The sequence below is a fragment of the Pseudomonas sessilinigenes genome, assembly GCF_003850565.1.
Taxonomy (GTDB): domain Bacteria; phylum Pseudomonadota; class Gammaproteobacteria; order Pseudomonadales; family Pseudomonadaceae; genus Aquipseudomonas; species Aquipseudomonas sessilinigenes.
The window spans coordinates 5,902,102-5,927,664 of the sequence record NZ_CP027706.1 but is presented as its reverse complement, the minus strand read 5'-3'; the positions used below and the strand labels follow the sequence as shown (position 1 = coordinate 5,927,664).

Genomic DNA, 25,563 nt, shown 5'->3' with positions numbered 1-25,563 from the left:
GGCCGAGGATGAGGAATGGTTCACAGGACACCTCGACGGTTGCGCATGACGATGGCCATGAAGAACGGAATGCCCACCAGGGCGGTGACGATGCCCACCGGGATCAGCACCCCGGGAATCAGCGCCTTGCTAGCCACCGACGCCATGGACAGGATCAACCCGCCGCTGAGCACGCTGGCCGGCAGGAACAGCCGATGGTCTTCCCCCACCAGCAACCGGGCGATGTGCGGGGCGATCAGGCCGATGAAACCGATGGTGCCGACGAAGGACACCGCCAGCGCCGACAACAGGCTGATACGCAGCAGCGACAGCAGGCGCAGGCGGCCGACATCGACGCCGAAGCTGCGGGCCCGCTCCTCGCCCAGGGTCAGGGCGGTCAGGGCCCAGCTCTGGCGCAGGGAAAACGGCAGGCACAGCAGCAGCGCCACGGCCAGGATCGCCAGCTTTTCCCAGGAGGCGCGAGCCAGGCTGCCCAGGGTCCAGAACACCAGTTGCTGCAAGCTGTCCTGGCTGGCGACGAATTGCAGCAGGGCCACCAGCGCGTTGAAGGCGAATACCAGGGCGATGCCGAACAGCACCAGGCTTTCCACACCGAACCCACGCCAGCGCGCCAGCAGGTACAGCAGCGCCACCGAAGCCAGGGCGAACACGAAGGCATTGGCCGAGACCAGGTATTGCGCGGGTACCCCGGGCAAGCCCAGGCCGAGGACAATGGCCAGCGCCGCGCCGAAGGCTGCGGCGGCGGAGACGCCGAGAGTGAAGGGGCTGGCCAGGGGATTGTCGAGCACCGTCTGCATCTCGGCCCCGGCCAGGGCCAGGGCGGCGCCCACCAGCACCGCCATCAAGGCGTAGGGCAGGCGTACGTTCCAGACGATCACCGCTTCGACCCGGGGCATCGAGCCTGGGTCCCACAGCACTTGCAGCAGGCGTTCCAGGCTCATGCCCGAAGGCCCGGTGGTGATATCCAGGGCCAGGGACAGCAGCAGCGCCAAGGCCAGGCCGGACAACAACAGGACCCGCCGGCCATGGCGTTGGCGGTAGTGGCTCGAAGCGAGTGGTTCTTGCACCTCGGTAGCCGCCTGGGTCATGGCGCCAGGCTCGTGGCGAACACGCCGCTGGCGGGAATCGGCATGAACCGTTGGTACAGCTCGCGGCGGGTCTGGTCCGGATCCAGGTCCTTGAACAGCTGCGGATGCAGCCACTTGGCCAGGGCCTGGACCGCCACCAGGTGCTCGGGCGAGTCATAGAAGATATGCCACAGGCCATGCACATTGCCCTGGCGTACCGCTCGCAGTTCGTTCAGTGGCGGGCGCTGGGCGGCCTGGCGCAGGCTGTCGTGGGCCTGTTGCAGGGTGGCCGAGTAGCCCAGGGTGACGCCACCCTGGCCCGCGGCGAAGACCCCGGTGGCCACGTACACATCCGGATCGCTGGAAAGGATGTATTCCACGTTCAGGGTGCCGATGGGGCCGGGGATACGGCCGTCGGCGATGTTGCGACCACCGGCCAGCTTGATCATCTCGCCGAAGTTGCCAGTACCCGGCGAGCCGCAGCATTCCTGCAGCCCGGCAAGCATGTCGATGAAGATTGTCGGTTGCTCGAGCTGGCCGGCCTGGGCCAGGGTGTCGGTGACCCGGGCCAGGGAGCGCTGGTAGAAGTCGATGAATGCCTGGGCCTGCTGTTCACGCCCCAGGGCCTGGCCCAAGAGGCGCATGCTGGGCACGGTGTTGCTCAGCGGATGGTTGCTGAAGTCGACGAAGACCACTGCCACCCCGGCCGCTTCTAGTTGCTTGACGGCCTCGCTGTCGGGGCTCGGGCCATGGCCGCCGCTTAGGGCCATGATCGCCAGGTCCGGATGCACGGCCAGGGCCTTCTCGACGCTGAAGGTGTCGGCGGAAGTTCCTCCCACCAGCGGTATCTTCTCGGCTTCCGGGAAGGCCCGGTGGAAGGCGCCGTAGCCTTGCACGTCGAGGCCGCGAAAATCTCCCTGCCAACCGGCGACCCGGGCGAATGGATGCTTGCCCTCCAGCAGCGACAGCGAATAGATCATCCGGCCTTCGCCGAGCAGGATGCGTTCGACCTTATCCGGCACCTGGACTTGGCGTCCGGCCAGGTCGGTAAGGGTCGCGGCGCTGGCCGCTGCGCTGCACAGCAGCCCCAGCGGCAACAGGCCCAACAGGAGCCCGCGGCGGGCCCGGCGCAACAGATCACGGTGTGTCATGGGTCATTTCCTTGAACGATGGGACGGCCCGGCGAGCGGCGCGCTTGCGCCACCACAACAGCAGGCCGGTGATGTACAGCAGGGGGAGCGCCAGGCCACAGGCAAAGGCCAGCCAGGCACCGGGAGCGCCCAGCAGCAGCTGGCCGTGGGCGGCGGAGAACAGCGGCTTGAGCGCCAGGGGTTGCCCGGTCAGCCAGGTGAACCACTGCGGTTGTGCCAGCCAGGCGCCGCTGCCGGCAATCAGCGCCAGGGGCAGGCATAGCCAGGCCGCAGCGACGTTGTGCCACTCGCGCAAGCGCCGGGTGCCGCGGCTGCCGGGACGCAGGCTGGCGGCCTTCCACCAGCTGCGCCGTCCCGGCCACCACAGGTACAGGCCGCTGCCCAACGAGACCAGCAGCGCCAGGCCGCAGGCCAGCACCAGGAGCGAACCCCAGGCTGGCGGCAACAGCAGGCTGCGGTGCAAGGCCACCAACCGCGCCAGCCACAGGTCCTCGAACACGAAGAACCCCCGGGGCTCGGCGCGGTAGGGATCGATCATGGCAATGCCGGTGCCAGGACGATCTTCGAGTGCACCAAAGACGATGGCGTTGTCCGATTCGAGAAAGCCCTGGCGTGGCGCGGCGGCACCGAACACCTTGTGCAACTGTGGGTAGGCGCTGGACGCAGCGCTGATCCAGGCGCTCTGTTCCAGCAGGGCGCCGTGCTCGCCGGGAGCCAGCTGCAGCATCTGCCCGCCGACCTCCCAGCGCAGGATCGGGCCCTTGAGCTCCAGCAGTGCGCCGCTGAGCCCCAGGAGCGCCAGGAACAAGCCCAGGCCCAGGGCCAGCCAGCGATGGACCCCGAGCCAGATTTCACGTAGCCGCAGCATGCCGGCCTACCAGCGGTAGCGCAGGCTGGCGATGAGACTGCGGTCGTAACCGGCACTGCAACTGCTCACCGAACAGCTTTCGTAGTAGTGCTTGTCGGTGAGGTTGTTGGCATTGACTGCCAGGCGCAGGCCCTTGGCCGCCGGGACCAGTTTGTCGAAGTCGTAGTGCACCTCGGCATCGAGCAGGGTGTAGGAGGGCACGTTGAGGGTGTTGGCGGGATCGCCCTTGGTGCTGCCGATGTAGCGCACCCCGGCGCCGAACCCCAGGCCTCCCAGCGGCCCGTCGGGCAGGCTGTAGTCGGCCCACAGCGAGGCCATCTTTTCCGGGGTGTCGGTGGGCCGCTTGCCCTTTTCCAGCGGGTTGTTGCTCTTGCTCACCTCGGCGTCGTTCCAGGTCAGCGCCGCCAGCAGGTCCAGGCCCTGGGCCAGGCTGGCCTTGCCTTCCAGTTCGACGCCGCGGACGTTGATCTCGCCGGTCTGCAGCCTGTTCAAGGGCTGGGCGGGATCGGCGGTCTGGACGTTCTCCTGGGTCAGGTCGAACAGCGCCAGGGTGATGTAGCTGTCGATGCCCGGTGGTTGGTACTTGATCCCCACCTCCGACTGCTTGGCGCTGGTGGGCTTGTACGGCGTGCCGTAGAAGTTGGTGCCCAACACCGGATCGAACGAAGTGGAGTAGCTGATGTAGGGCGCCAGGCCGTTGTCCGCCAGGTACACCAGGCCGGTACGGTAGGTGAACTTCTCGTCCTTCTGCTTGTTGCCGGTGTTTTCCAGGCGGTTGTCGGTACGGGCGCTGGAGCGATCCTGGCGGCCGCCGACGGTGAGTACCCAGTGGTCGTCGAAGGTGAATTGCTGCTGGGCATAGACCCCGACCTGATCGGCGCGCTGCATGGTGTTGGCGAACGGTTTATCGGGCGCGAAGACTCCACCGTGTACCGGGCGATAGATATCGATGGGCGATGCCGTACCGCCCAGCAGATGGTAGTCCTCGCGGGTGCGCCGGTAGTCCAGCCCCAGCAGCGAAACCATCTGCGTGCTGCCCAGGTTCCAGCGGGCCTGGACGTTGTTATCCAGCGAATAAGTATCGCCAACGATGCGAAAGCGATAGGCGGCGCGGTTCAAAGTCCGCAGGTCGGGGGCCAGGGACATGCCGCTGGCGGTGTTGGTCAGCAGGTTGACGTGGCCATAGCGGGCGCTGGAGTTCAGGCTCCAGACGTCGTTGAAGCGATGCTCCAGCAGGTAGCCGAGGCTGTACTGGTTGCGGCCGTTGTCCAGCCCCGGCTCGTCGAGGAACACGTTGCGCTTGAGTTTGCCATTGGGGTTGCCCAGCAGCGTGCCACGGCTGGGCAGGAGCACGCGTGGAGCGCCGAAGCTGTCCTTGGTGTAGTCGGCCAGCAGGGTCAGGCTGGTGTCTTCGTTGGGTTTCCAGGTGAAGGATGGTGCGATGAACTGCTTGTCGTCGGGGATGTGGTCGAACTGGGTGCCGCTGTCCCGTTGCAGGCCGACCAGGCGATAGAGGAACTGGCCCTGGTCGTCCAGGGGCCCACTGAAATCGAACTGGCCCTGGGTCCGGCCGAAGCTGCCACCCTGGATCTCCACCTCGTGGAAGGGGGTGTCCAGGGGCCGCTTGCTGACCTGGTTGACCACGCCGCCGGGAGCGTTCTGGCCGAACAGCACCGAAGCCGGGCCCTTGAGCACGTCGATACGCTCCAGGCCATAGGCTTCCACCTTGGGCCAGGCCTGGGCGGTGTTGCCCTTGAGGCCATCGCGGAGCATGCCGGTGGTGACGTCGAAGCCACGGATCGAAATGGTGTCGAAGCGCTGGCTGGCGGCGATGGTGTTGGCCTGGACCCCGGCGGTATAGCGCAGGGCCTCGTTCACCGATTGCACTTTCAGGGCGTCCATCTGGTCGCGGGTGACCACGGAGATCGCCTGGGGGATTTCACTGAGCGAGGCGTCGGTCTTGGTTCCGCTGAGGCTGCGCTTGGCCACGTAGCCACTTTGCTGCCCGGTGGGCGAATCGACGGCGTTGGTGCTGATCACGCTGGTGTCCAGGACCAGGGGCTGGTCTTGCTCCTGGTCGGCGGTTGCCGCCAGGGCGCTAGCGGCCTGGGTCAGCGACAGACCCAGGGCCACGCCGTGGACCAGGCAGGACAGCGGGCCGCGGTTGGACGGGGGGCGCGCGGCCACATGCTCGACTGGCCAACCTGGGGTATTTCGGTGCGCAACGCGGGTGCCCATGCTTCACTCCGTGATGGGGATTAAATGAGAATGCAAACGTATCTCATTAGTGAACGTTGCCTGGTGGCTAAAACTTTGGCTGCAGCGATCTTTTCTTTCGTTTGCGGCACTCGTTGGCACAGCCAGGATGGGCCCGGCGCAAACACGCGAGCGTCAATGACGAGTAGGGAAGCAGGTCAGGCGATGTTCAGCGCTGGGCGCCCGGTGTAGCGGGCGCGGCATTCAGCGCAGGGATTTGGGGGAAACCCCGAAGCGCTTGCGAAACGCCGTGGAGAAATGCGCGGGACTGTAGCCGACCCGGTAGGCGGCGCTGGACACATTGGTCTCGCCGCTGGCCAGCAAGCGATAAGCCTCGCCCAGGCGCTGCTCCTGCAGGTAGGCGTAGACGCTGGTGCCGAACACCTGGCGAAAGCCGGCGGTGAGTTTGCGCGGGTTGAGGCCCACCTGGCGCGACAGCTCGGAGAGCGACGGCGAGGCTGGCAACGAATTGAGCAGCAGGTCGCGGGCGGCGTGGATACGCTCGATGTCCGCCGAGCTGCAGGGGCTGTCCTGCAATGGCCGGGATTCGGCATGGGCGAGGATGCCCTCGACCCCCAGGGCTGTCAGTTCCAGGGCCTTGCCGCCCAGGTAAAAGGAACGGGTGGGGCCTTGCAGCGGGCAGGTGACGATCTGCTGGGCCAGGGCCAGCAGGGGTTTGCTGGCCGGTTGGCAGAACAGCATCGGCCCGCCGCCACGCTGGTCCAGCAGGCGCTCCGGCTCCAGGCCGACGTTACGGATCGAGGGAAAGTCCAGCTGCACCGTGGTGTAGCGCACCGGTACGCCGCTGGCGAACAGGTGGTCGCCGCAGTGCTCGCCCTGGTTGGCCACGGCGCACAGGGTCGGTCCGCGGATCTCCACCTCCGGCTGGCCTTCGACCCGGCAATTAAGCTGGCCGCTGAGCACCAGGATGATCTTCAGGCCCTGCCAGAGCGATTCCTGCATCCACATCTGGCTCTCCATCAACACGGTCCCGGTGGACAGGGTGATCTCTGGCACCACGGTGGCGGCACCGTCCTGCCGGGGGTTGGGAAAGTGCAGAGTGAAATCCTTTTTGACAGGCTGCGGCGCAGCTTGGCGGCTGAGCATGGCGAACTCCCTGTGGACCAGAAAAGAGGTCATAAGCTAGCAGGAAATTTCTGATCTGTAATTAAGAATGATTATCCTTTAGCTTTTGAGGCTCTCCCCGTAAGGCTTTGCCGGCGGGGCGTTGCGCAATCAAAAGAAAAAGCCGCGCAAACGAATGTCCTGGCAATTGCCCGGTCCAGGAAATTGCCTATTAATAATCACTCTCATTTCCAGGCACTCAGCTCCATGGACGAATCCTTGCGCAATACCACCATAGCCCAGCCGGCGAGGCCTGGTTCCCGCCGCGGCTGACGCTTCCTTTTTTCGCATTTCACTCGGATCTGGAATTCCAGGTCCATGGCCGCCTTTTGCCTCAAGAAAACCAGGAGACAGCATGTCCACTTACGATGATCAGCAGGATTGCCCCGCGTGGCCCGAGGCCTTCGCCGAACGTTATCGCCAGGCCGGTTACTGGCGCGAAGAAACGTTCGGCGACGTGTTGCGCGAGGCTGCCCGGGCCTTTGCCGAGCGCGAGGCGCTGAGCGCTGGCGAACAGCGCCTGAGTTATCGCCAACTGGACCTGCGTGTCGACCAGCTGGCCAGCGGGCTGTATCGCCTGGGCCTGCGAGCCGGTGACAACGTGGTGCTGCAATTGCCCAACAGTGCGGCGTTCGTCGAGGTCTGCTTTGCTCTGTACCGCCTCGGCGTGCGGCCGATTTTCGCCTTGCCGGCCCACCGTCAGCTGGAAATCGGGCGCTTCTGCGAGTTCGCCCAGGCCCGGGCCTACCTGTGCGCCGACCAGGACGCCGGCTTCGACTACCGGGCCATGGCTCGCGAGCTCAAAGCCTCCAACCCACACCTGGAGTGGGTGATCGTCGCTGGCGAGGCCGAGGAATTCACCGCTTTGTGCGGGCTCTACGACGCGAATCCAACCCTGGTGCTGCCGTCCCCCAGCCCTGAGGCAGTGGCTTGCTTCCAGTTGTCCGGTGGGTCCACCGGGATTCCCAAGCTGATCCCGCGTCGGCACCAGGAATATGTCTACAACCTGCGCGCCAGTGTCGAGCGTTGCGGTTTTACCAGTGCCAGCGTGTACCTGGTGGTGCTGCCCATGGCGCATAACTTTCCCATGTGCTGCCCGGGTTTCATCGGCGCCTTGTCAGTGGGAGGGCGGGTGGTGCTGAGCACTTCGCCGAGCCCGGAGGTCTGCTTCGAGCTGATCGAGCGCGAGGCGGTGACCCATACCGCCCTGGTGCCGCCGCTGGCGCTGGTCTGGCTGGAGGCGGCCCAGGCCCGTGGCCGGGGCGTGCCCCAGTTGCAATTGTTGCAAGTGGGTGGTGCCCGGCTCAGCTTCGAGGCGGCCCGGCGTGTGGAACCTGTGCTGGGGTGCCGCCTGCAACAGGTGTTCGGCATGGCCGAAGGCCTGATCTGCTACACCGACCCCCAGGACCCGCCGCAGAGGGTGCTGCATACCCAGGGCCGGCCGCTGTCGCCGGCGGACGAGATCCGCGTGGTGGATGAACAGGACCAGCCTGTGGAGGCCGGCCAGGTGGGCCAGTTGCTGACCCGCGGCCCCTATACCATTCGCGGCTACTACCGCTATCCCGAACACAATGCCCAGGCCTTTACCGCCGAGGGTTTCTATCGCACCGGCGATCGTGTGCTGTTGACCGCCGACGGCTACCTGGTGGTGGAGGGGCGAGACAAGGACCTGATCAACCGCGGCGGGGAAAAGATCGCCGCCGAGGAGGTGGAGAACCTGCTGCTCAGTCATCCGGCCGTGGCCGATGTGGCCCTGGTGGCCATGCCCGATGCCTTCCTGGGCGAGCGTACCTGCGCCTTCGTCATTCCCCGCGGCCCGGCGCCCCGGGCCCCGGCCTTGCTTCGCCACCTGCGGAGCCAGGGGTTGGCGGCGTTCAAGCTGCCGGATCGCTTCGAGTTCATTCCGGCGTTTCCCCAGACCGGGGTTGGCAAGGTCAGCCGCAAGCACCTGCGCGAGGCGATCCAGGCCCTGTATTTCGGCGATCGGGCCGAGTTGCCGGAGGGAAGTGCTAGCCGTGGCTGATCGACAAGGACTGTCCGACCTCCTGCGCCCAGTGCGTGGGCGCTTGCTGGCGGCGATGGCGCTGCAGGCAAGCGCCGCGCTGGTGGGCTTGTTGCCGTTGATCGCCGTGGCCCAGCTGGCGCCGTTGCTCCTGGCCGGCGAGCTGGATCTGGAGCAGGCGCGCTTCTGGTTGCTGGCCGGTGCCGGGGCTTTGCTCCTGCGCCTGCTGGGACTGGCGGCGGCGTTGCAGATCAGCCACCTGGCCGACAGCGACCTGCAGCGCCAGCTGCGCCAACGCATCGCCGCGCACCTGTCGCGGGTGCCCCTGGCCTGGTTCGGTCGCCAGCGGGAAACCGCCGAACGGGCGCTGCTGGACGATGTCGGCGCCATGCACCAGCTGGTGGCGCACCTGCCCAACAATCTGGTGGCGGCACTGGTGGTGCCCCTGGCCAGCCTGGCCTATCTGCTGAGCGTCAACCTGGTCATGGCCCTGGTGGTGCTGTTGCCGCCGCTGCTCGCCCTGTGGCGCCTGCGTGCCATGCGCAGCATGGACTACCGCGAGGAGCGCCAGCGCCTGGGGAGTGCCTTGGGGGCGCTGTCCACCGCGACCCTGAACTTCGTCCAGGGCATCGCCATGGTCAAGTCCTTCGGCCGGGTAGAGCGGGTGCAGGAGGACTTCGCCAGCGCGGTACGCGGTTTCGGGCGGTTCTTCTCCGAGTGGGTGGAGCGCTGGGCCGGCCTGGGGGCCAGTGTCGAGGTGCTGTTGTCCCCATTGCTGGTGCTGGCGCTGGTGCTGGTGGCCGGAGTGCCGCTGGTGGCTGCCGGATGGCTGCCAGCCACGCAGCTGCTGCCGTTCGCCTTGCTGGGTCCTGCCCTGGCGGCGCCGGTGGCGGCCCTGGGGCATGGCGCCGACTCGCTGGTCCAGGGCCGGGCGGCGGCGCAGCGGATCGCTACAGTGCTGGCCACTCCGGTATTGGTCCAGCCAGCCTTTTCCCTGGAGCCCCAAGGGCACCGGGTGACCTTCGATGCAGTGGACTTCAGCTATCCCGATGGCACCCGGGTTTTGCGGGGCATCGACCTGCAACTGCAACCCGGCACCCTGACCGCCCTGGTGGGCGACTCCGGGGCCGGCAAGTCCACCCTGGCCACCTTGCTCGCCCGTTTTGCCGACGTCAGCGGCGGGGCGATCCGCATCGGTGGGGTCGACCTGCGGGACATGGACAGTGCGACCCTGTATCGCCAGGTGGCCTTTGTCTTCCAGGAGGTGCGCCTATTGCGCGCCAGCGTCCTGGACAACCTGCGCCTGGGGCGGCCCGAGGCCAGCCTGGAGCAAGTCGAGGCAGCAGCGCGGGCGGCACAGATCCACTGCCGCATCAGCACCCTGGCCGAGGGTTACCACACCCTGCTCGATGGCCAAGTGCAGTTGTCCGGTGGCGAGGTCCAGCGCTTGGGGATCGCCCGGGCGATGCTCAGCCAGGCACCGATCCTGGTGCTCGACGAGGCCACTGCGGCCAGCGATCCGGAGTCCGAGGCGGCGATCCAGCAGGCGCTGTCGCAATTGGCCGTGGGGCGTACGGTGCTGGTGATTGCCCATCGCCTGAGCAGCATCCAGGACGCCGACCAGATCGTCGTATTGCAAGCTGGAGAACTGGTGGAATGCGGTTGCCACCAGGCGTTGCTCCAGAGGCAGGGGGTGTATGCCGGGCTCTGGGCCGCCGAACAGTTCTGCGCCACGCCGGCGAGCGGGGGGCAGTCATGATCCGTGCCTTGCTACGCAGTGTGCAGCCCGGGGAAGCCGGCCTGTTGCGCCGGGCCCTGGTGGCGGTGGCTGGCAGTGCCTTGGCCCAGGGCGCGGCACTGGCCTTGCTGCCCATGGCCTTCGCCAGTGTCTTCGAGGCCGCGGCCGGTGCCGCGTCCTGGTGCTGGGCCGGGCTCTTCGCCGGGTTGGCGACCCTATGCCTGGTCCTGCGCCGGTATGCGCAACTGGCCGGCTATCGAGCCGGTGGCGCCGCGGCGCAATCATTGAATCTGCGCATCGGAGAGCAATTGGCACGCTTGCCCCTGGAGTGGTTCGTCGAGCAGCGGGGCGCCGAGCTCAATCGCCTGGTGACCCATACCGTGCTGCAGATCATGAGCACTCCGGCGCATCTGTTGCAGCCCATGGCCAATGCCTTGCTCACGCCCCTGGCATTGCTGGTGGCGCTGTTCTTCTACGACCGCGACATGGCCCTGGCGGCCTTGGCCAGCGTGCCCCTGTTGTTGCTGTTCTACCACTGGGGCGTGCGCTGGGGCGGGCAGGCCGAACGGCTCAGCGAAGCGGCGGCCAACGAGGCGGCGGCACGGGTCCTGGAGTTCCTGCGCCAGCAGCCATTGCTGCGCGCCAGCGGGCGCAATGGCGAGGAATTCGGCCTGCTGGCCGTGGCCCTGCAACAGCAGCGCGTGGCCCAGCGCCGGGCCCATTGGCGCACCTTCCCGGCGGCCCTGGGGTTGGCGGTGGCGTTGCAGGCTGGCTACACCGGGGTCTTGCTGAGCGGTTTGTACGCGGTGCTCGGTGGCAGCCTGGGCGCCGTGCAATACCTGGCCCTGGCGATACTCGCCACCTGCCTGGTGGAGCCCATGGGCGCGCTGGTCAATTTGGGCACCACCTTGCGCCAGACCCGCCACGGCCTGGAGCGCCTGCGCGAGCTGTTGCAATTGCCGGCATTACCCGAGCCCGAGCGGCCCCAGGTGCCCAGCGATGCGCGCCTGGAGGTTCGCGACCTGGGACTGGTACGCCAGGGGCGGACGTTGTTGCAGGACATCAGCTTCGAGCTGGCACCCGGCTCGCTGACCCTGGTGGTGGGCCCTTCGGGCTCCGGCAAGTCCAGCCTGTTGCGCTTGCTGGCGCGCTTCAGTGATGTCAGCAGCGGCGCGATCCTGCTCGGTGGCGTCGATTTGCGGCAGATCTCGGCCGCCCAGCGCGATGCCTCCATTGCCTTGATGTTCCAGGACTGCCCGCCGTTGGCCGCCAGCCTGTGGGACAACCTGCGCCTGGGCCGCCCCGAGGCCAGTGACAGTGAACTGCTGGCGGCGGCCCAGGCCACCGGCCTGGATCACCTGGCCCAGCGCTTGCCTCAGGGCTGGCAAACCCTGGTGGGCGAGGGCGGTGTCAGCCTCTCCGGTGGCGAGCGCCAGTGCCTGGCGCTCGCCCGGGTGCTGCTCAAGGACGCGGGGCTGATCCTGCTGGACGAACCCACGGCGGCCCTGGATGCCATCAGCGAGGCGCGGGTCAACCGCACCCTGCTGCAATTGGCACGCAAGCACAGCGTGGTGCTGGTGACCCACAAACCGACCCTGGCGCCCAGCGCCGGGCAGATCCTGCTGCTGGAGCAGGGTCGCCTGGTCCAGCGCGGCAACCATAACCAGCTGATGGCGGCCCCCGGCCGTTATCGCGACCTGTTCCACGAGCGCGAGGCGATCAATCGCTGGCGCTTGCGGCCTATCCCTTCCGTACCCCAAAGGACCGTCTCCCATGACCGATAACCCAGCACTGGCCCGCGCTCACCCAGCGGATGCCGGCCTGAGTCATTCACCCCAAGGACTCTGCGAGGGCATTGCACGACTGTTGAACTATGAGCCCGAGGATCTTGAGGCGCAGGTGTCGCTGATCGAGCAGGGCCTGGATTCGGTAAGCATCATGCGCTTGCCGGCGCTGCTGGCTGCCGAGGGTGTGAACCTCGGCTTCGCCGAGTTGATCGAACGCCCGACCCTGGACGCCTGGTGGGCGCTGATCCAGGCCCGGCGTGGCGCCGTGGCCCTGTGCCCGGAGGAGCCAGGCAGCCAGGTCGATGGTGATTTCGGCCTGACGCCGCTGCAGCAGGCCTACTGGTTCGGCCGCGATCCCGGCATGCCCCTGGGTGGCGTTGGTTGCCACCTGTACCAGGAGCTGGACGGCCAAGGGCTCGATCCCGAGCGCCTGGAGCAGTCCCTGCGGCGCCTGTGCCAGCGCCATCCGATGCTGCGGGCCTGCTTCGTCAGCGATACCTGCCAGCGCATCCTGCCCGCCAGCCCCTGGCGCGGCTTGACCGTCCACGACCTGCGCGAGGCCTCGTGCGTGGCCACGGCCGAGGCCCTGGAGCGGATTCGCCAGCAGTTGTCCCATCGCTGCCTGGAAGTCGGCCGTGGCGAGGTATTCGATGTGCAGTTGAGCCTGCTGCCCGAAGGCCGTAGTCGCTTGCACTTGAACATCGACCTGCTGGTGGCCGACGTGCTGAGCATCGGCATTCTGCTACGGGACCTGGCGCTGATCCATGCCGGCCAGGAGCAGCAACTGCCGGCGCTGGAGTGGGATTTCGCCCGTTACCTGCGGGCCGAGCAGGCCCTGCGTGCGCCGCAACTGGCTGCCGCCCGGGACTACTGGCAGCCGCGCCTGGAGCAGTTGCCGGACGGCCCGCAATTGCCCCTGGCCCGTGAGCCGCAGCAAGTGGAGCGGCCACGGTTCCAACGCCTGGCCATGCGCCTGGACCACGCTCAGTTGCAGAGTCTGGAACAACGTGCGCGTCAGTACGGGCTGACCCTGGCCAGCGTCCTGGCCTGCGCCTATGCCCAGGTGCTGGGCCGCTGGAGCGCCAATCCGCATTTCGTGCTCAACGTGCCGCTGTTCAACCGCCAGGAACTGCATCCCTGCGTACCGCATTTGCTGGCGGACTTCTCCAACCTGGTGCTGCTGGAAGTGGACCTGCGCCAACCCCGGGATTTCTGCCAGCAGGCCCTGGCCTTGCAGGCCCAGTTGCACCAGGACATCGCCCACAGCGCCTGGCCCGGGGTCGAGGTGCTGCGCGAGCGCGCGCGGTTGCGCCAGGGCACAGGCCAGGGCGCACCGGTGGTGTTCGCCTGCAACCTGGGGCCGGCGTTCGTCGACCAGACCTGCCGCGAGCAACTGGGCGAGCCAGGCTGGGCCCTGTCGCAGACGCCCCAGGTCTGGCTGGATCACCAGAGCTACCCCCAGGCCGATGGCCTGTTGTTGAACTGGGACGCGGTGCAGGAGCTGTTTCCCGAAAACCTGCTGGAGCAGATGTTCGACGCCTATCGCGGCCTGTTGTTGTGGCTGTGTGCCAATGACTGGCAACAGGTGGCGCCCTTGCCTCTGCCGGCGGCCCAGCAGCAGGTGCGCCAGGTGGCCAATGCTTGCCTGCACGCCACCCCGGCGCAGCTGCTGCACCAGGGGTTCTTCCAGCAGGCGCAAGAGCACCCCGAGCGCCTGGCGCTGGTTTGCGACCAGGGCAGCCTGAGTTATGCCGAGCTGGCCCGCCAGGCCCTGCAGTTGGCCGGCGCCCTGGTGGCGTGGGAGGTGCAACCGGGCGATACGGTGGCCATCACCCTGCCCAAGGGGCGTGCACAGGTGATCGCCGCGCTGGGCATCCTCGCGGCCGGCGCGGTCTATGTGCCGGTGGGCATCGAGCAGCCACCGGCCCGGCGAGACATGATCTACCAGCGGGCCGGGGCCCGAGTGGTGATCACCGACGACGCCCATCGCGACGGTGGCATCTGGCTTGCCGAGCTGCGCGTGGTGACCCTGGCCCAGGCCCGGGTGGCGCCGGCCCTGGCGCAGCCACTGGTCATGGCGCCGCAGGCCCTGGCCTACGTGATCTTCACCTCGGGCACCACCGGCGAGCCCAAGGGCGTGGAGCTGAGCCACGAGGCGGCGATGAACACCATCCAGGCGCTCAACCGCCATTACCAGGTGGGTCCGCAAGATCGGGTGCTCGGGGTCTCGGCCCTGGATTTCGACCTCTCGGTGTACGACCTCTTCGGCCTGCTGAGTGTCGGCGGCGCGCTGGTGCTGCCGGCCGATACCCTGCGCAAGGAGCCCCGGGAGTGGCTGCGTCTGGTGCGTGAGCATGGCGTGAGCCTATGGAACTCGGTACCGGCGTTGCTCGACATGCTGACCCTGCAAGTGCGCAGCCCCGGCGAGCTGGCGGGGCTGCGCCTGGCCATGGTCTCCGGTGACTGGGTCGGCCTCGATCTGCCGCGGCGCCTGCGCGAAGCGGCCGGGCCGGCGGTGCGTTTCGCCGCCCTGGGCGGGGCCACCGAAGCTGCGATCTGGTCGAACCTGCAAGAAGTGGACGAGGTACCCGGGCACTGGCGTTCGATCCCTTATGGCCGACCCCTGGCGAACCAGTGCTTCCGGGTGGTGGACTCGCAGGGGCGCGACTGTCCTGACTGGGTGCCCGGCGAGTTGTGGATCGGTGGCGCCGGGGTCGCCGTTGGCTACCGCGGCCTGGCAAACCTCACGGCCCAGCGTTTCGTCGAGCATGACGGTGGACGCTGGTACCGCACCGGCGACCAGGGTCGTTACTGGGCCGACGGCACCCTGGAATTCCTCGGGCGCATGGACCATCAGGTCAAGGTCCGCGGCTTTCGCATCGAGCTGGCGGAAATCGACGTGGCCCTGGAGCGCCACCCGGCCATCAGCCGGGCATTGAGCCTGGTGCTGCCCGGTGCCGAGCCGCAATTGGCGGCGGTGCTGGTTGGCGTGGCGCCACTGCCCGACCACCAGTCCCTGCGCCAGTGGCTGGGGCAGTGGTTACCCGAGCACATGCTGCCCGATAGCTGGCTGACCCTGGACGAGCTGCCCCTGAGCAGCAACGGCAAGGTCGATCGCGCGGCCCTGGCGTGGCTGCTGCAAGAGCAGCGCCAGGGAGCCCAGCCCCAGGGCGGCGAGGCTCCGCAGGGCGAGTGGGAGCAAGCCCTGGCGGCGCTCTGGCAAGAAATTCTGCAAGTGCCGCGGGTGGGCCGGCACCAGGGTTTCTTCGCCCTGGGCGGCAATAGCCTGCTGGCGGCCCGGTTGATCGAACGTATCGCGCGGCAGTTCCAGGTGGAGCTGTCGCTCAAGGACTTTTTCAACGCGGCCACCGTGGCCCTGCAGGGGCAGTTGCTCGCCTCGCGCCGGGAACAGCGGCCCGTCAATCAGAACGCAATGGTGGAGGGCGTGCTATGACGCTGGAACAACTGCAACAGGACCTGCAACAACTGGGCGTGGAACTCTGGGAAGAACAGGGGCGCCTGCGCTACCGGGCCCCGGCTGGGGTCATGGATGAAGCGCGCCTGGGGCAACTGCGCGAGCACAAGGATGGGCTACTGCAACTGTTGCAAGCGGCGCAGCTGCCGACCCTGGAGGCCGACCTGGCCGCGCGGGACGAACCCTTCCCGCTGACCGATGTGCAAGCCGCCTACTTGCTGGGGCGTACCACGGCGTTCAGCTATGGCGGCGTGGCCTGCCATGGCTACCTGGAGTTCGCTCGGCAGGAGCTGGACCCGGCACTCCTGGAACAGGCCTGGAACCAGCTGATCGTGCGCCACGACATGCTGCGCGCGGTGGTCGCGGAGGAGGGCTACCAGCGCATCCTGCCCCAGGTGCCACATTACGCCGTCGTGCGCCACGACCTGCGCGAAGATGACGGCAGCGCCTTGCAGGCCCTGCGCGAGCGCATGGAGTTGCGTCGGGCCAGCCCCCAGCAGTGGCCGCTGATCGAGCTGTGCGTCAGCCAGGGCCGTGACACCGCGCGCCTGCACCTGTCGGTGGACCTCTTGGTCTGCGACTACCAGAGCGTGCGCATGCTGTTGGCCGAATTGCAGCAGCTGTACCGTGGCGAGGCGCTGCCGGCGCCGGCGCCGATCAGCTTCCGCGACTACGTGCTGGGTGAACGTCGCTTGCGTGAGCAAGCGCGCTACCAGCGCGATCGCGAGTACTGGTGGGCACGGGTCGACGGCTTGCCGGGAGCTCCGGAACTACCGTTGCTGGGGGCGCCCAGCGGGCCGCGCTTCCTGCGTCGGGCCATGAGCCTGGAACAGCGCGATTGCAATGCCTTGCGCCTGAACGCGGCAACGGCCGGGGTCGGGGTATCGGCTGCGATCCTCTCGGCCTATGCCGAGACCCTGGGCCGTTGGAGCCGGCGCGGGCACTTCTGCCTGAGCCTGACCCTGCTCAATCGGCTGTCGCTGCATCCCCAGGTGGACCGCCTGGTGGGCGACTTCAGCTCGGTGGAATTGCTGGAAGTGCAGACCCTGCAGGGTGGCAGCTTCGGCCAGCGCAGCCAGCAGTTGCAGGAACGCCTGTGGCAGGACATGGACCATCGCCTGTGCTCGGGCATCGAGGTGTTGCGCGAGCTGGCGCGGCGCAAGGGCCAGGACGCGGCGCTGATGCCCTATGCCTTCACCAGTACCCTGGGGGCCGGTGGCGAGAGTGGCGGCGGGGCCTTCATGCCCGGCGCCGAGCTGGTCTTCGGTATCAGCCAGACGCCCCAGGTGCTGATCGATTGCCAGGTCAGCGAGCGTGATAACGGCCTGGCGATCAATTGGGACATCCGCGAAGGGGTATTCAGCGCCGAGTTGCTCGATGCCTTGTTCGACACCTTCGAACGTTTGCTCAAGCGCCTGGCGCGAGAGCCCTCGGCCTGGACTCTGGAGGACTGCCTGGAACTGCCGGCGGCCCAGCGTTTGCAACGGGAACTGGTGAACCAGACTGCCCAGCCGCTGCCCGCCGGCTTGCTGCACGAGCCATTCTGGCGCCAGGCGGCTGCCGCCCCGCAGCGGGTGGCGCTGATCCAGGGCGCCGGGCAATTGAGTTATGGCGAACTGGCCGGGCGTGCCGAGGCGGTGGCCGAGGCTCTGCTGGAGGCCGGATGCCAACCCGGGGAACGGGTCGCGGTGTGCATGGACAAGGGGCTGGAACAGGTGATTGCGGTGCTGGGGATCCTGCGGGCCGGGGCGGCCTACCTGCCCCTGGATACCAACCAGCCCGAGGCCCGGCGCGAGCTGATCCTGGACAACGCCCAGGTCAGCCGCGTGCTCAGCCAGTCCTGGCTCGCCGATGCCCTGTGCTGGCCGGCACGGGTGACCCAGTTGATCCAGGTCGACCAGGGCCCGTTGGCGGCCCGCCAGCCGCTGCCGGCGTTGGCCGTCGACCCTCTGCAACTGGCCTATGTGATCTACACCTCCGGCTCCACCGGGGTGCCCAAGGGCGTGATGATCAGTCACCAGGCGGCGCTCAATACCATCGTCGACATCAACCAGCGTTTCGCCATCGATGCCGACGACCGAGTGCTGGCCCTGGCCAGCCTGGGCTTCGACCTGTCGGTCTACGACATCTTCGGCCTGCTGGCAGTGGGGGGTGCCCTGGTGCTGCCGGACCCGCAACGCCGGGCTGACCCTTCGCACTGGGCCGAATGTGCCCGGGAGCACGGCGTGACCCTGTGGAACTCGGTGCCGGCGCAGTTGCAGATGCTCACCCACTACCTGCAAGCGGTACCGTCCATGGCTGCGCCTTCGTTGCGCCTGGCGTTGCTCTCGGGGGACTGGATCGCCCTGAACCTGCCCGCCGAAACCGCGCAACTGCTGCCGCAACTGCGCCTGGTCAGCCTGGGGGGCGCCACCGAGGCGGCGATCTGGTCGATCTATTACCCGATCACCCAGGTTGCCTCGCACTGGCGCAGCATTCCCTATGGCACGCCGCTGGCCAACCAGCGTTTCATGATCCTCGACGAACAGGGCCGTGATCGGCCGCAAGGGGTGGCCGGCGAGCTGTACATCGCTGGCGACGGCCTGGCCATGGGGTACCTGGGGGACGCCGAGAAAACCGCCGAGCGCTTCATCGACCATCCGCGCAGCGGTGAGCGGCTGTACCGCACCGGCGACCTGGGGCGCTACCTGGAGGACGGCTTGATCGAGTTCCTCGGGCGTGAGGATTTCCAGGTCAAGGTCCGTGGCCATCGCATCGAGCTGGCGGAAGTGGAAAGTGCGCTGCTGAGCCACCCCCATGTGGAGTCGGCGGTGGTGGTAGCGGCCGGCGAGGGGGCCTTCGACCGGCGCCTGCAAGCCTGCCTGCGGGCCAGCCTGCGGGACATGCCGCTGGCCTGGCCGCAGGAGCTGGAGGCCAGGACCCAGGCCGCCGCGCAAGCGGTACGCGGACACCTGAGCGATGCCCAGGTCAGTGAGATGTCGGCCTGCGTCGAGCGTGCCGCGTTGCTGTCCATGGGCCTGGCGCTGAAGCGTCCGGGGTTGTTCGAGGAACCGGGACAGGAGCATGACCTGGACCAGGTGTTGCAGGTCTGCGAGGTCGCGCCACGCAACCAGCGGCTGATCCGACGCTGGTTGCAGGCCCTGGTCCGTGAAGGCCTGATCAGCCATGACCGGCAAACCGGGCGTTACTCGAACCTGCTGGTCGAGCGTGAGGAATACCGCCGCCAGTGGCAGCGCATCGAGGCCCTGGAACCGTCGGTGGGCTGGGGTGGCGAGGTCTTGCGCTACCTGCGCGAAAGCCAGGAGCAACTGCCGGCGCTGATGAGCGACCAGCTCGATCCGCTGCACCTGCTGTTCCCCGAAGGCCGTACCGATACCGCCGAGGGGGCGTACCGCAAGAACCTCATCAGCCAATACCTGAACCAGGCGGTGTGCGCTGCGGTGCAGGAAATCATCCACCAGCATCCGGCTGGCCAGCGCCTGCGCTTGCTGGAGATCGGCGCGGGGGTCGGAGGCACCAGCGCTGACCTGATCCCGGCCCTGGACGGCCTGGCGGTGGACTACCAGTTCACCGACCTGTCGCAGTTCTTCCTCAACGAAGCGCGGGAGCATTTCGCTGCCTATCCCTGGGTCAGCTATGGGCTGTTCGACCTCAACCAGGACCATTGGGCCCAGGGCGTGGCGTCCAACTCGCTGGACGTGATCCTGTGCGCCAACGTCTTGCACAACTCGCGGCATGCCAGCCGGGTACTGGCGCGGTTGCGGGAGATGCTCGCCCCCGGTGGCTGGCTGATCTTCATCGAGGCCACCCGCGACACTTACCAGATCATGGCGTCCATGGAGTTCAAGGAGGGCCTGACGGCCTTCGAGGACTTTCGTGCCGAGTTGGACACCACGTTCATCCGCCGCGAGCAATGGCAGCAACTGCTGCTGGAAGCCGGGGGCGAGCCTGCGCTGTGCTTGCCCAAGGCCGAGGAGGCGATGTCGGAAATCGGCCAGCACCTGTTCATCACCCGGTTCAAGAGCGAGCGCCACGATCTTCAGCCCGAGTCACTGCGTGCTCATCTGGCCCGGTGCCTGCCGGACTACATGATTCCAGCGGATTGGCAGATCCTCGACGAGATGCCCCTGACCGCCAATGGCAAGGTCGATCGCCAGGCCCTGGCCCGCATCGGCGTCGCTGGCCCCGAGCAGCAGGTCAACAGTGGCGCGGCGCCCGTGGATGACCTGGAGCGCAGTATCGCCCAGGTCTGGCAGACGCTGTTGCGGGTTCCGGCGGTGGGCCGCGAACAGGGTTTCTTCGAGCTCGGTGGCGACTCGCTGCTGGTGGCGCAGGTGGTGGGTCGCTTGCGCGAAGCCTTGCCCCAGGCCCGGCAATTGCCCTGGAGCGACCTGCTGCGCCAGTTGATCAACCAGCCCACCGTGGCGGCCTTGGCCGACTACTTGCGCGGGCAGGGCGTGGACGGCGATTCGCCGCTGGTACGCATCAGCGACAAGGCCCAGGGACCGGCGCGGATCTTCGTCCACGACGGTAGCGGCACGCTGGCGCCGTATCGCGCGCTGTTCGCCGCCCTGGGCGAACAAGTGCTGCTGGAGGGCCTGGTGCTCAACGATGTGCCGGGTTACCTGGCACTGGAGCCGGCCACCGCCATTCGCCAGTTGGCGGAGCGTTATGCCGATACCTTGCAGGCCGAGGGCCGGCGCCAGGTGAGCATCGTCGGCTACTGCCTCGGCGGCTTACTGGCCACGGAGCTTGCGGCGTGCCTGGCGGCGCGGTCGATCGAGGTGCTGCAACTGAGCGTGATCAGCAGCTACCGGGTGCCGTTCATGATCGAGGATGACTTGCTGGCCGAGTACGTCTTTGCCCGAGTGATGCAGGCCGATCCACTGGAACTGGGGTATCCGGCCGACGAGCAGGCCATGGAACGGACCATCGCCCGGGTGCTGGCGCAGACTCCGGGACGGGTGCCCCAGGGGTCGCTACTGGCCCTGGCGGACGACGCCCAGTGCGCACCGGCCCTGGCCTGCCTGCGACGCCTGGCGCAAAAGACCCAGGAACAACGCCTGCAGGCGATCGCCGAGGCCATGCGCCATGCTGGCTCGCAGTTGAGCGACCTGGGCTGGCTGCGTGAACAGTTGCAGGTATTGCGCCATAGCCTGGCGGCGGTGGCCTTGCACGAGGCCACGCCATACCAGGGCGACATGCTGTTCATTCGCCAGAGCGGCGAGGTACAGGTACTGCCGGGCATGCACCGGGACATGAGCGCCTACTGGCAGGCGCTGTGCCAGGGGCAGCTACGGGTGGTGGATGTGCCGGGCGATCACTTCAGTTGCATGCAGAGTCCCCAGGTACAGGCCGTGGCCCGGGCCTTCGGCGCCGAGGTGGCGGCATGAGCGGGATGAGCATCGGCCTGGTGGGCGCCTACGGCAGTGTCGGCCGCCAGGTGGCCCTGCTGCTGGCCGACAGCGGGCGCTTGCGCCTGGGCGGCCGTGATCGGCAACAGGCCGAACAGCTGAACCGGCAACTGGGCGGACGGGCGCAAGTCTGTCCCCTGGACTTGTGGGACGAATCGAGCCTGGCGGCGTTCTGCTCGGGCTGCGGGTTGGTGATCAACTGCGCCGGCCCCAGCTATCGGATCCTCGATCGGGTCGCCCAGGCGGCGCTGGCCGCCGGCGCCGACTACCTGGACGTCGGCGGTGACGATCCGCTCTACGAACGGCTGGCGGGCCAGTTGCCGGCAGGGCGCCGGGTGCTGGTATCGGCGGGCATGCTGCCGGGGCTCTCCGGGCTGTTCGCCCAGCTGCCGGCCCGCTCGTTCCAGCGCATCGATGCCATGCGCTGCTACGCCGGCGGCCTGGGGCGCTTGTCCAACACTGCGGCCGAGGACTTCCTGCTGAGCCTGGGCAATGGTTTCGGCCAGGCGCAGATGGCCTGGTCGGCGGGACGGCTGCTGCGCAGCACCGCTCCCGCCGAGCAGTGGCTGGAGCGTGAGTGGCTGCCGGTGGCCGGAGTGCAGGCCTATCCCTACCTGAGCACCGAGCAGCAACGCCTGTTCGCCGATCTCGAGGTCGGGCATGGCCAGGGTTTCAACCTGTTCGAGGGTGGGCAGCTGGCGGCCGCGTTGCGGCGGATCCAGGGCTCGGCTCCGGAGTCGCGGCACTCGCCCCGGAATATCGCCGCGCTGGTCCAGGCCAGTGCCCTGGATGTGGCGGGACGCCAGCCTTACCAGGTGCTGGCGGTGGAGATCGACGGCCTGAGTGAGGGGCGCCAGCACCAGGCCAGCGCCTGGTTGCGGGCCAGTGATGGCTCGCGCCTGACGGGCAGCGTCGCGGCCTTCTGTGCCCTGCATTGGGACCGTTTGCCCGAGGGCCTGCACTACGCGGCCCGGGTGCTGGATGCCGTCGCATGCCTGGAGCAGGTGCGCCGTTGGCTGCCGGATACCCGGGTCAGCCTTGCGGGCGGTCTTGCCGCTGGCCCGATATCGACCCTGGAAGTCGAGGAGGGTGTGCTGTGAGAAAGCCCCCCAGTGCCTGGCTGCGTCGTTATCCGCAGTCGCGACCGCCACGCTGCCGGTTGGTTTGCCTGCCCCATGCCGGAGGCAGTGCGAGCTTCTTCAACGATTGGCGCGACCAACTGCCGGCGGATATCGAGCTGATCAGTGTGCAATACCCGGGGCGCGAGGAGCGCCTCGGGGAAACCTGGCCCGGCAGCCTGGAGTGGATGGCCGGCACCATCACCCGGGCGCTCTCGGACCTGGCAGACCGACCGCTGGTGCTGTTTGGCCACAGCATGGGCGCGGCCGTGGCCTTCGAGGTCGCGCTGCGCTTGCAGCAACAGGGTTCGGCACCGCAGCGCTTGATCGTCTCGGCCCATCCGGCTCCCCATCGCCAGCGCCACAGCGAGTTGCACCTGGGCCCGGACGCCGGGTTGCTGGCGGATGTGCGGCGCTTGTCCGATGGCCAGCCGTCGCCCCTGGATGACCCGGCCCTGCGCGAGCTGTACCTGCCGGCCTTGCGTAACGACTACCGGTTGATCGAGTCCTATCGCGGCGACGCCAGCCGGACCCTCGACCTGCCGCTGAGCGTATGCCTCGGTGCCCAGGATCGCGAGGTGGACCATGACGAGGCCTATGCCTGGGCCGAGAGCAGCCGCCAGGTCACGGATTTCCAGACTTTTCCCGGCGGGCATTTCTACCTGCGCCAGCAGCAGGCCGAGGTACTGCGCCACCTGACCCGACTGCTGGCCAGCCTTGGCGAGCCGGCGTGGCAATGCTGGCCCTCGACCCCATGACCCTTTCCCTGATGGACACCGATATGAAGACACCCGAGCAATGCAGCAGCCTGGACGATGTGCGCCGCGGGATCGACGCCATGGACGAGCAGATCATCCGGGCCCTCGGCCGGCGCCTGGCATATGTCAAGGCGGCGGCACAGTTCAAGCCCACGGAGCAGAGCATCGCCGCTCCGGAACGGGTCGCGGCGATGTTGCCGCAGCGTCAGCAATGGGCACGAGAGGCGGGACTGGACCCGATGTTCGCGGTGCCGCTGTTCGCCCAGATCATCCACTGGAACATCGCCCAGCAAGTGCGCCACTGGCGCATCTGCCACGGGCTGGAGCAAGGAGCGCAAGATGAATGAAGCATGCCTGCCCGGGTTGACCCGGGCGTTGCAGGATGCCGAAGCCCAGGCCCGGCGCGAGGGCCGGGCGGTGCTGGTGGTGTTCAGCCAGGCCGCCGAGCGCCTGGACCCGCTGCGGCTGTTCGCGAGCAACCGCCAGGTGTTCGGCCAGAGCCTGTTCTGGTCCGGCGACCAGGGTGCCCTGGCCATGGCCGGTTTCGGTTGTACCGAGGAAATCAGTCCGCCGGCCGCCGAGCGTTTCGCCGCCAGTACCCAGGCCTGGCGCCAGTTACTGGAGCGGGCGCATCAGGTGGGGCCGCGCAAGGCCTATCTGTGTGGTGGGTTTTCCTTCGACCCGGAGGCTGTCCGTGGCGCCTTGTGGCAATCGTTCGCCGACACCTCGCTGGTGCTGCCACGCATCCTGTTGCTGCGCGAGGGCGACCAGCAGCACTGGTTGTTCAGCCTGTGGATCGAGGCCGAGGCCGATGTTGACCAGTGCGCGGCAGCGATCGCTGCGGAGTGGAACCTGTTGCAGGCCCGCTATGCCCATGGGCCGCGCTTGCAGGTGCCAGCTTGCAGCCAACCGCAGGACCTGGACAGTGGTGCGCAGCAGTGGCAGGCGACGGTCGCCGGCGCCATCGAACGCATCAATGCCGGAGCCCTGAACAAGGTGGTGCTGGCCCGGGAGGTGTGCCTGCAGGCCGAGCGCAACATTCCTTGTGGAGCGTTGCTGGAGAACCTCAAGGCGGCCTATCCCCAGGCGTTCCTGTTCGCCTTCAGCCGTGGCGACAGCTGCTTCCTTGGCGCCACTCCCGAGCGCCTGGTGCGGGTGGCGCGCGGCACCTTGAACACTGTGGCCCTGGCCGGCACCTGTGCCCGTGGCGTCCATGAGCAGCAGGATGCGGAGCTGGGACAGCGGTTGCTGGACAGCCCCAAGGACCGCTATGAGCACGCCTTGGTAGTACAAACCCTGCGTGAGGCGCTGCAGCCTTTCTGCGCGATGCTGGAGATCGCCCCGCAGCCGCAATTGCACCGCCTGGCTCACGTCCAGCACCTGCTGACCCCGGTGCTGGGACGCCTGCGGCCTCAGGTGGAGCTGCTGCAACTGGTGCAGGTCCTGCACCCGACCCCGGCGGTGGGCGGCTTGCCCCGGGCCAGTGCCCTGGAGTACATCCGCGAGCACGAACAGCTGGACCGTGGCTGGTACGCGGCGCCGGTGGGGTGGCTCAATGCCGAGGGCGATGGCGAATTTGCCGTGGCCCTGCGCTCGGCGCTGATCCGCGGCAACCAGGCGCACCTGTTCGCCGGCTGCGGCATCGTCGCCGAGTCGGACCCGCAGAGCGAATACCGGGAGACCTGCCTGAAGCTGCGGACTATCGGCGAGGCGCTGCGCCCGACCTCAAGCACACCGGGCATGCAGGCCGGGTGATGCACCGGCCGATCGCTGAAGGCCCTGCGAGCCTTGTCGCAGAGCGGCTACAGGGTTTCGTGCCGGGTGGCCGAAGGTTGGCTGGCCAGGCCGGTGGCGGGTTGGTGTTTCAACAATGCACCGATCGCCACGGCGTAGTCCTTGCCGGCCAGGTTCATGCTGTTGTTATGGGTGCCGCCGGGTACCAGCAGCAGTTTTTTCGGCGGCAGTGCCGCGGCGAACAGTTGTTGGCTCAAGCGGGCGGGGACGTAGTCGTCCTTCAGGCCGTGGACCACCAGCAACGGCATGCCGATTTCGCTGATCTTGTCGATGGAATCGAACTTCTGCGACATCACCCAGCGCACCGGCAGGCGGGTCTTGGTCACTGCCACGGCAGCGTCGGCCAGGGTGGTGAACGTGGATTCGACGATCAGGCCGCGTGCGGCCACCGGACGCTGTTCGTTGGCAGCCTGGCGGCCCAGTTCGGCGGCCAGGTCGATGGCTACCGCGCCGCCCAGGGAGTGGCCGTAGATCAGGCGCTTGCCCGCCTCGGGCTGCAATACCTTGAGGCGTTCCCAGGCCACGCGGGCATCTTCATAGACGCTGGCCTCGGAGGGCAGCTCGCCGTGGCTCTGGCCAAACCCCCGGTAGTCGATGGCCAGCACCGAATAACCCAGGGCGTGCAACTGCTCGATGCGAAACAGCTGGCCGGTGAGGTTCCAGCGTACCCCGTGCAGGTAGAGGATCGCGGGCGCATCGGCGCGTTGCGCCGGCCACCACCAGGCGTGGAGGTTCTGTCCGGCCCTGAAGCGGTTGGACTTGAGTTCCAACTCCTGCACCGCTTGCGGCAGGCCGTGGAACCAGCCGGCAGTACCGGGCTCGATGCGAAACACCAGCTGGCGTTCCTTGTACTGCAGCACCGCGCAACTGGTCGGCAGGCCAATGATCAGCAGGGCCATGCACAGCAGGGGGAGCCAGCGGCGACGCAGGCGCTGGGGCAGGGTTGGGGGCATGGAAAGCTTCACCACAGAACAATCGAAGGGGCGTTTTAACAGATGTCGCCAGGAAGG

Annotated in this window: 15 protein-coding genes; 9 read left to right on the top strand and 6 right to left on the bottom strand. The window is 67.7% G+C overall.

Annotated features, from left to right (window positions below):
* Positions 1-20: 20 nt before the first annotated feature.
* The 5 genes from C4K39_RS27170 to C4K39_RS27150 all read right to left on the bottom strand — a co-directional run bounded on the left by C4K39_RS27170 (position 21) and on the right by C4K39_RS27150 (position 6,449).
* Positions 21-1,088 (bottom strand): FecCD family ABC transporter permease, encoded by a 1,068-nt coding sequence (locus C4K39_RS27170; protein ID WP_124347895.1) that lies wholly within the window; start codon positions 1,086-1,088, stop codon positions 21-23.
* The gene (locus C4K39_RS27165; RefSeq protein ID WP_124347894.1) at positions 1,085-2,218 is read right to left on the bottom strand and encodes an ABC transporter substrate-binding protein; all 1,134 of its coding nucleotides are present in this window, start codon (positions 2,216-2,218) and stop codon (positions 1,085-1,087) included. The genes C4K39_RS27170 and C4K39_RS27165 overlap by 4 nt, the downstream gene beginning before the upstream one ends.
* Positions 2,205-3,086: a PepSY-associated TM helix domain-containing protein gene (locus C4K39_RS27160; protein ID WP_124347893.1), complete on the bottom strand. Its 882-nt coding sequence runs from the start codon at positions 3,084-3,086 to the stop codon at positions 2,205-2,207. Before C4K39_RS27160 ends, C4K39_RS27165 begins: the two co-directional genes overlap by 14 nt.
* 6 nt (positions 3,087-3,092) lie before the next feature.
* Entirely contained in the window at positions 3,093-5,324 is a 2,232-nt protein-coding gene (locus C4K39_RS27155) for a TonB-dependent siderophore receptor (protein ID WP_124347892.1), read from the bottom strand.
* A 222-nt stretch (positions 5,325-5,546) separates the two neighbouring features.
* Positions 5,547-6,449: an AraC family transcriptional regulator gene (locus C4K39_RS27150; protein ID WP_124347891.1), complete on the bottom strand. Its 903-nt coding sequence runs from the start codon at positions 6,447-6,449 to the stop codon at positions 5,547-5,549.
* Positions 6,450-6,822: 373 nt separating this feature from the next.
* Here C4K39_RS27150 and C4K39_RS27145 point away from each other — a divergent pair, with 373 nt between their 5' ends.
* From C4K39_RS27145 to C4K39_RS27105, 9 genes are read left to right on the top strand one after another with little or no spacing between them, the layout of a single operon-like run.
* Positions 6,823-8,490 carry a (2,3-dihydroxybenzoyl)adenylate synthase gene (locus C4K39_RS27145; RefSeq protein WP_124347890.1) on the top strand — a complete coding sequence of 556 codons (1,668 nt, stop codon included), beginning with the start codon at positions 6,823-6,825 and terminating at the stop codon, positions 8,488-8,490.
* Positions 8,483-10,228, top strand: coding sequence for an ABC transporter ATP-binding protein (locus tag C4K39_RS27140; protein ID WP_178083977.1), 1,746 nt, complete (start codon positions 8,483-8,485; stop codon positions 10,226-10,228). Before C4K39_RS27145 ends, C4K39_RS27140 begins: the two co-directional genes overlap by 8 nt.
* Positions 10,225-11,991 carry an ABC transporter ATP-binding protein gene (locus C4K39_RS27135; protein WP_124347888.1) on the top strand — a complete coding sequence of 589 codons (1,767 nt, stop codon included), beginning with the start codon at positions 10,225-10,227 and terminating at the stop codon, positions 11,989-11,991. Before C4K39_RS27140 ends, C4K39_RS27135 begins: the two co-directional genes overlap by 4 nt.
* On the top strand, positions 11,981-15,448 hold the full coding sequence (locus C4K39_RS27130) for a non-ribosomal peptide synthetase (protein ID WP_124347887.1): 3,468 nt from the start codon (positions 11,981-11,983) through the stop codon (positions 15,446-15,448). Before C4K39_RS27135 ends, C4K39_RS27130 begins: the two co-directional genes overlap by 11 nt.
* Positions 15,445-20,862, top strand: coding sequence for a non-ribosomal peptide synthetase (locus C4K39_RS27125; protein ID WP_124347886.1), 5,418 nt, complete (start codon positions 15,445-15,447; stop codon positions 20,860-20,862). Before C4K39_RS27130 ends, C4K39_RS27125 begins: the two co-directional genes overlap by 4 nt.
* On the top strand, positions 20,859-21,983 hold the full coding sequence (locus C4K39_RS27120; RefSeq protein WP_225926520.1) for a saccharopine dehydrogenase NADP-binding domain-containing protein: 1,125 nt from the start codon (positions 20,859-20,861) through the stop codon (positions 21,981-21,983). The genes C4K39_RS27125 and C4K39_RS27120 overlap by 4 nt, the downstream gene beginning before the upstream one ends.
* Positions 21,980-22,759 (top strand): thioesterase II family protein, encoded by a 780-nt coding sequence (locus C4K39_RS27115; RefSeq protein WP_124347885.1) that lies wholly within the window; start codon positions 21,980-21,982, stop codon positions 22,757-22,759. The genes C4K39_RS27120 and C4K39_RS27115 overlap by 4 nt, the downstream gene beginning before the upstream one ends.
* A gap of 23 nt (positions 22,760-22,782) precedes the next feature.
* Positions 22,783-23,106, top strand: coding sequence for an isochorismate lyase (locus tag C4K39_RS27110; protein WP_164487366.1), 324 nt, complete (start codon positions 22,783-22,785; stop codon positions 23,104-23,106).
* Positions 23,099-24,514, top strand: coding sequence for an isochorismate synthase (locus tag C4K39_RS27105; protein ID WP_124347883.1), 1,416 nt, complete (start codon positions 23,099-23,101; stop codon positions 24,512-24,514). Before C4K39_RS27110 ends, C4K39_RS27105 begins: the two co-directional genes overlap by 8 nt.
* 47 nt (positions 24,515-24,561) lie before the next feature.
* Here the strand turns inward: C4K39_RS27105 and C4K39_RS27100 are convergent, their stop codons facing one another.
* The gene (locus C4K39_RS27100) at positions 24,562-25,506 is read right to left on the bottom strand and encodes an alpha/beta hydrolase (protein WP_068580812.1); all 945 of its coding nucleotides are present in this window, start codon (positions 25,504-25,506) and stop codon (positions 24,562-24,564) included.
* Positions 25,507-25,563 lie beyond the last annotated feature (57 nt).